Source organism: Chryseobacterium sp. 2TAF14 (assembly GCF_052115105.1).
Classification (GTDB): domain Bacteria; phylum Bacteroidota; class Bacteroidia; order Flavobacteriales; family Weeksellaceae; genus Chryseobacterium.
Genome location: NZ_JBFRGA010000196.1, coordinates 1 through 4,941, shown reverse-complemented (window position 1 = coordinate 4,941; position 4,941 = coordinate 1). Strand labels below are relative to the sequence as shown.

Genomic DNA, 4,941 nt, shown 5'->3' with positions numbered 1-4,941 from the left:
ATTCTTATCTGAGCTTTATCTAATGCCTGGATTATAATTTTATTAATATTTAAAACATCAACAAAATCTTCGTCATTAGCAAAATCATTATAGATCTCATAAGTTTGTTTGAATTTATCATAATTCGTAATTGATTTATATTCATTAGGTAACGCTGACTCAAAAAAAATATCTAATTCGTCTGCTAAATCTTCAAAAGTATTTATAATTAAATACTCATTAATAAAAGGTTCAGAATGCATAATAATATTTCTATACATTTCTAGACTTTTGAATTTACTTTCTAAATTATTTGATAACTTTAAATTTGGAATTATTTTAATTCTTTCCAAAGATTCAGAGAAATTAACTGTATGTATTTTATGGCTTAATTTTGTTTCGAAAACAGAGTTGAATCCATTTTTATTCTTTTCAATTATAGCATTTTTTAAATGAGAATCAATTTGACTAAATAGTAGTAATTCATTGTGATTATGTAGTGTTTTTTTTATTAAAATTTCGATACCGTGATGTATAAACAAGATTGCGTCTTTTAAATAAAAAAATCTGTTATCATTATCAGAGTTCTCAGTAAATGTTAAATTTTCGTATTCAATTAAATTTTTATAACCTTTTTGTAAAGAATCGAGTCCATTTTGAATATAATTAAGTTTCATTTTGAAGTTTTTTTTAGTAGATATCAATAATAATAAGATAACTATATTAATTTGTAACACAGTACAGTTAAAAATTATATAAAAATAAAAATAATTTTATCACAAGAGATAATAAAAAATCCGTCTCAGAAGAAACAGATTTTATATTATTAAAAATATCTTTATTAAGCTTTCACCACCAATTCCGCTTCAAAAACATCCACAAAATGCTTTCTGATTTTCGCTTTAATATCTTCCATTTCTTCGGGAGTAAGCTCTCTTTCCAGTTCTCTTTTCAGGGAAGTTACCTGTTTGTCTTTAATTCCGCAAGGAATGATGTATTCGAAATAACGCATATCGGTATTGATGTTTAAGGCAAAACCGTGCAATGTTACCCAACGGGAAGCTTTTACGCCCATCGCACAGATTTTTCTGGCGTACGGTTTCCCGACATCCAGCCAGACGCCTGTTTCTCCGGGAGAACGCTCGCCTTTCAATCCGTATTCGGCGATAGTTCTGATAATCACTTCTTCAAGATTTCTCATGTATTTATGAATGTCTGTGAAGAAATTTTCAAGATCTAAAATAGGATAACCCACAATCTGACCGTAACCGTGATAGGTAATATCTCCGCCACGATTTACTTTTACGAAAGTGGCATCGATTTCCTTCAGTTTATCGATTCCGGCAAGCATATTTTCTTCATGACCGCTTTTTCCGAGCGTGTAAACATGAGGATGCTCTACCAAAAGAAAATGATTGGAGGTTGTATGTTGCTCGTCGACAGGCAAGTCGCGGTTTTTGATTTTGAGATCAATGATATTTTTCATCAGCTCTTCCTGATAATCCCATGACGGCTGATATTCTTTGATGCCTAAATCTTCAAATTCTACTACTTTATTTTGATGTGTATTCATACCTTTTGTTAACGAACAAATTTAGTGATTTTTAATTTTTTATAGAATTAATAAAATCTATGGCTTTTATTCTCCAATCTTTATTGTTAAGCAAGATGTTGACGAAGGCAGTCCCGATGATTCCGCCGTCTGCTTTTTCTGTTACGTTTTCAAAATCTTCTTTTGATTTAATTCCAAAACCGATCATGACAGGATTTTTTAATTTTAATGCTGAAAGTCGGTTTAAGTAATTTTCATTCTTCAAAACTGTATTTTCGCTTCCTGTTGTGGATGAAGAACTTACCGCATATAAAAAACCTGAACTTAAAGAATCCAAATATAAAATTCTTTCATCTGACGTTTCGGGAGTCACCAAAAACGTAAAGTTTAAACTATATTTTTTTAAAATCTGCTGGTAATTTTTTTCAAATTCAACAGGTGGTAAATCAGGAATAATCAAGCCTGAAACTCCACTTTCAGAACATTCTCTGCAAAAATTTTCAAATCCGAAACTTAAAACCGGATTGATGTATCCCATCAAAATAACAGGAATTCTGATGTCATTTTTAATTGATTTTAATTGTGAAAACAAAGTTGAAATCGTCATTTCATTATTTAAGGCTAATTCGTGAGCTTTTTGAATGACAGGACCATCGGCGACAGGATCTGAATATGGCATCCCGATTTCCATCATGTCGGCTCCGGAATCCTGAATAAGTTTTATAATTTCAGCGGTATTTTCCAGTTGTGGAATTCCTGCTGTGAAGTAGATGTTGAGGAGTTTAGGTTGGGTGCTGGAAGCTGGAAATTGGATGTTATTTTGAGGCATAAATTTCATGTTTTTTATATTTTTTATATCGTGGTTGATAGGATTTTATCCTATCCTTTGTTAGGGCGTCCTTTCAGGACTTAATTGACAAAAATTTCTATATTTTACAAAATTGCGACCCGGCTTGAACGGAGCTCTTTTACGAAGTGAAACGTAGTAAAAAGCGGGAGTGGAAGACGGAGTTTGTCGCCATAAAAATTAATTTTATCATTGATAATTAACCATTTATAATTTAGAAAGATAGGTTTCCATATCCTTGTCACCACGACCAGAAAGACAAATCACAATAATGTCGTTTTCGTTGAATTTCTTTTTATCTAAAACGGCTAAAGCATGAGCGCTTTCCAAGGCAGGAATAATTCCTTCCAATTTGGTGAGTTCAAAAGCTGATTGTAAAGCTTCATCATCGTTGATACTAAAAAATTCTGCTCGTTTTTCTTTAAATATATGCGCATGAAAAGGCCCGATTCCCGGATAATCTAACCCTGCGGAAATAGAATGGGGTTCAATAACCTGTCCGTCTTTGGTTTGCATCACCAAGCTTTTGCTGCCGTGTAAAACGCCTAAAGTTCCCAGAAAAGTTGTGGCGGCAGATTTTCCAGAATCGATTCCAAAACCTCCGGCTTCTGCCGCAATAATTTTCACATTTTCTTCCTCTACAAAATGATAGAAAGTTCCTGCAGCATTGCTTCCGCCACCAACACAGGCGATGACATAATCAGGAGTTGAACGACCAATTTGTTCGTTAAGCTGTTCTTTAATTTCCTTTGAAATCACAGATTGAAATCTCGCCACCAAATCGGGAAAAGGATGTGGACCAACTACACTTCCGATAACGTAATGGGTTGTGGTTGAATTGTTGATCCAGTCTCTTAATGCTTCATTTACAGCATCTTTCAAAGTTTTTGAACCGGAAATTGCAGGAACGACGGTTGCTCCAAGCATTTTCATTCTTGCCACATTCGRAGCCTGTCTTGCAATGTCGATTTCGCCCATGTAAACGATACATTCCAAACCAAGAAGTGCACAAGCTGTTGCGGTTGCTACACCGTGTTGTCCGGCTCCTGTTTCGGCAATTATTCTATATTTCCCGAGACGTTTTGCCAGTAAAACCTGTCCTAAAGCATTGTTGATTTTGTGCGCTCCGGTATGATTGAGGTCTTCTCTTTTTAAATAAACCTGAGTTTTGTATTTTTTACTTAAATTTTTCGCCAAATATAAGGGAGTTGCACGACCAACATAGTTTTTCAATAAATCCTGATATTCATTCTGAAATTCTTCTGATTCTATGATCTCAAGATAATTTTTTTGCAGTTCTTCTACATTCGGATAGAGCATTTCGGGGATAAAAGCTCCTCCAAATTCTCCGTAATAGCCTTGTTCGTCTGGGTTTTTATAATTTGTTTTAATCATTTTTGTAATTAATTTCAGGTTGATGTTTTACTTCAAAATTTAATGAATTGGCAATAAAACAATATTCATTTGCCTTCTGATGAAGTTCGATTGCTTTTTCGATCATTTCTTTTTCGGTAACCAAAATGTTGGGTTTTAAGATAATTTCTGTGAACTTTCCGCTTCCATTTTCGCTTTCTATCATTGTTCCTTCTGCAAAATCTAGATATTCTAAAACAAGAATATTATTAACCGAACAAAAATGCAAATACCACAAAAGATGACATGAAGAAACGGAAGCCAACAACAAATCTTCAGGATTATGAAGATCGGGATTTCCTAAAAAAGCAGGATCAGAAGAACCTTTTATTTCTGCCTTTCCATCCACCGATATGGTATAACTTCTTTCATAAGAACGGTAATTTTTTGTGGATTCACCGGTGTTCCCCGTCCATTTTATTTTTGATTTGTATTGATGGTTTTTCATATGAAATGTTTTAAGTTTAAAAGAGTCCCGAAGGGACGATTTAATAAAGCATAGGAATTTATTCCTATGAATTTAACAATTGTTTAAATAACATTAATCCCAAATATATTTTTCATCATAACCTATTTTGTATTTTTTGCAATAATTAATCATCTCATGTTTGAAATCAAATTCTTTATGATGTTCTCTTTGGTTTTTAATATATTCAGAAACTTGAAAAATGTTATTTGGGCTCACTGAAAAAGCTCCATAACCTTCCTGCCAAAAGAAATCTTCATATTTTTTTCCTTTCGTCTTTATCCATTTTGATGAAACTGCTTTTATTTCCTGAACCAATTTCATCAAAGCAATTTTCCTTGACAACAGACAGAGAATATGGATATGATTGTCTGTTCCTCCTATTTGCAATGCTGTGCTTTCAAAATCTTTACATAATGTAGCAATATATGAGAACAACTCTTTTTCTATGCTCTTATCAATAAAATCATTTCTGTGTTTTGTGCTGAAAATGATATGAACGTAGTTTTTGACTAAGGATTGTGGCATTTCTTTGTGTTTTTTTATTTGTTCGTTGTTGATAGGATTGCATCCTATTCTCTGTTAAGTCGTCCCTTTGGGACTTTTAAATTTATATTTAAATTCTTTTATTTTTTCTAAATCTTTAATTCCAGGCTCTATTTCAAATTTTGAATTGATGTCTAA

At 32.9% G+C, this 4,941-nt stretch carries 6 protein-coding genes; all 6 read right to left on the bottom strand.

Annotation, left to right across the window (positions count from 1 at the left end; genetic code table 11):
• Positions 1-656: hypothetical protein (locus AB4Y90_RS15535; protein ID WP_441558477.1), on the bottom strand; the 656-nt coding region annotated here is incomplete at its 3' end.
• Positions 657-820: 164 nt separating this feature from the next.
• Positions 821-1,552 (bottom strand): lipoyl(octanoyl) transferase LipB, encoded by a 732-nt coding sequence (gene lipB, locus AB4Y90_RS15530; RefSeq protein WP_441558476.1) that lies wholly within the window; start codon positions 1,550-1,552, stop codon positions 821-823.
• 31 nt (positions 1,553-1,583) lie between these two features.
• Positions 1,584-2,360 (bottom strand): tryptophan synthase subunit alpha, encoded by a 777-nt coding sequence (gene trpA, locus AB4Y90_RS15525; protein ID WP_441558474.1) that lies wholly within the window; start codon positions 2,358-2,360, stop codon positions 1,584-1,586.
• A 225-nt stretch (positions 2,361-2,585) separates the two neighbouring features.
• Entirely contained in the window at positions 2,586-3,773 is a 1,188-nt protein-coding gene (trpB, locus tag AB4Y90_RS15520) for a tryptophan synthase subunit beta (RefSeq protein ID WP_441558472.1), read from the bottom strand.
• Positions 3,766-4,239: an OsmC family protein gene (locus tag AB4Y90_RS15515; RefSeq protein WP_441558471.1), complete on the bottom strand. Its 474-nt coding sequence runs from the start codon at positions 4,237-4,239 to the stop codon at positions 3,766-3,768. The genes trpB and AB4Y90_RS15515 overlap by 8 nt, the downstream gene beginning before the upstream one ends.
• 93 nt (positions 4,240-4,332) lie before the next feature.
• On the bottom strand, positions 4,333-4,785 hold the full coding sequence (tnpA, locus tag AB4Y90_RS15510) for an IS200/IS605 family transposase (RefSeq protein WP_441558470.1): 453 nt from the start codon (positions 4,783-4,785) through the stop codon (positions 4,333-4,335).
• Positions 4,786-4,941: the final 156 nt, after the last annotated feature.

Coding starts and splice junctions, on each gene's coding strand:
- lipB (WP_441558476.1), bottom strand. CDS start 1,552: ATGAATACACATCAAAATAAAGTAGTAGAATTTGAAGATTTAGGCATC.
- trpA (WP_441558474.1), bottom strand. CDS start 2,360: ATGCCTCAAAATAACATCCAATTTCCAGCTTCCAGCACCCAACCTAAA.
- AB4Y90_RS15515 (WP_441558471.1), bottom strand. CDS start 4,239: ATGAAAAACCATCAATACAAATCAAAAATAAAATGGACGGGGAACACC.
- tnpA (WP_441558470.1), bottom strand. CDS start 4,785: ATGCCACAATCCTTAGTCAAAAACTACGTTCATATCATTTTCAGCACA.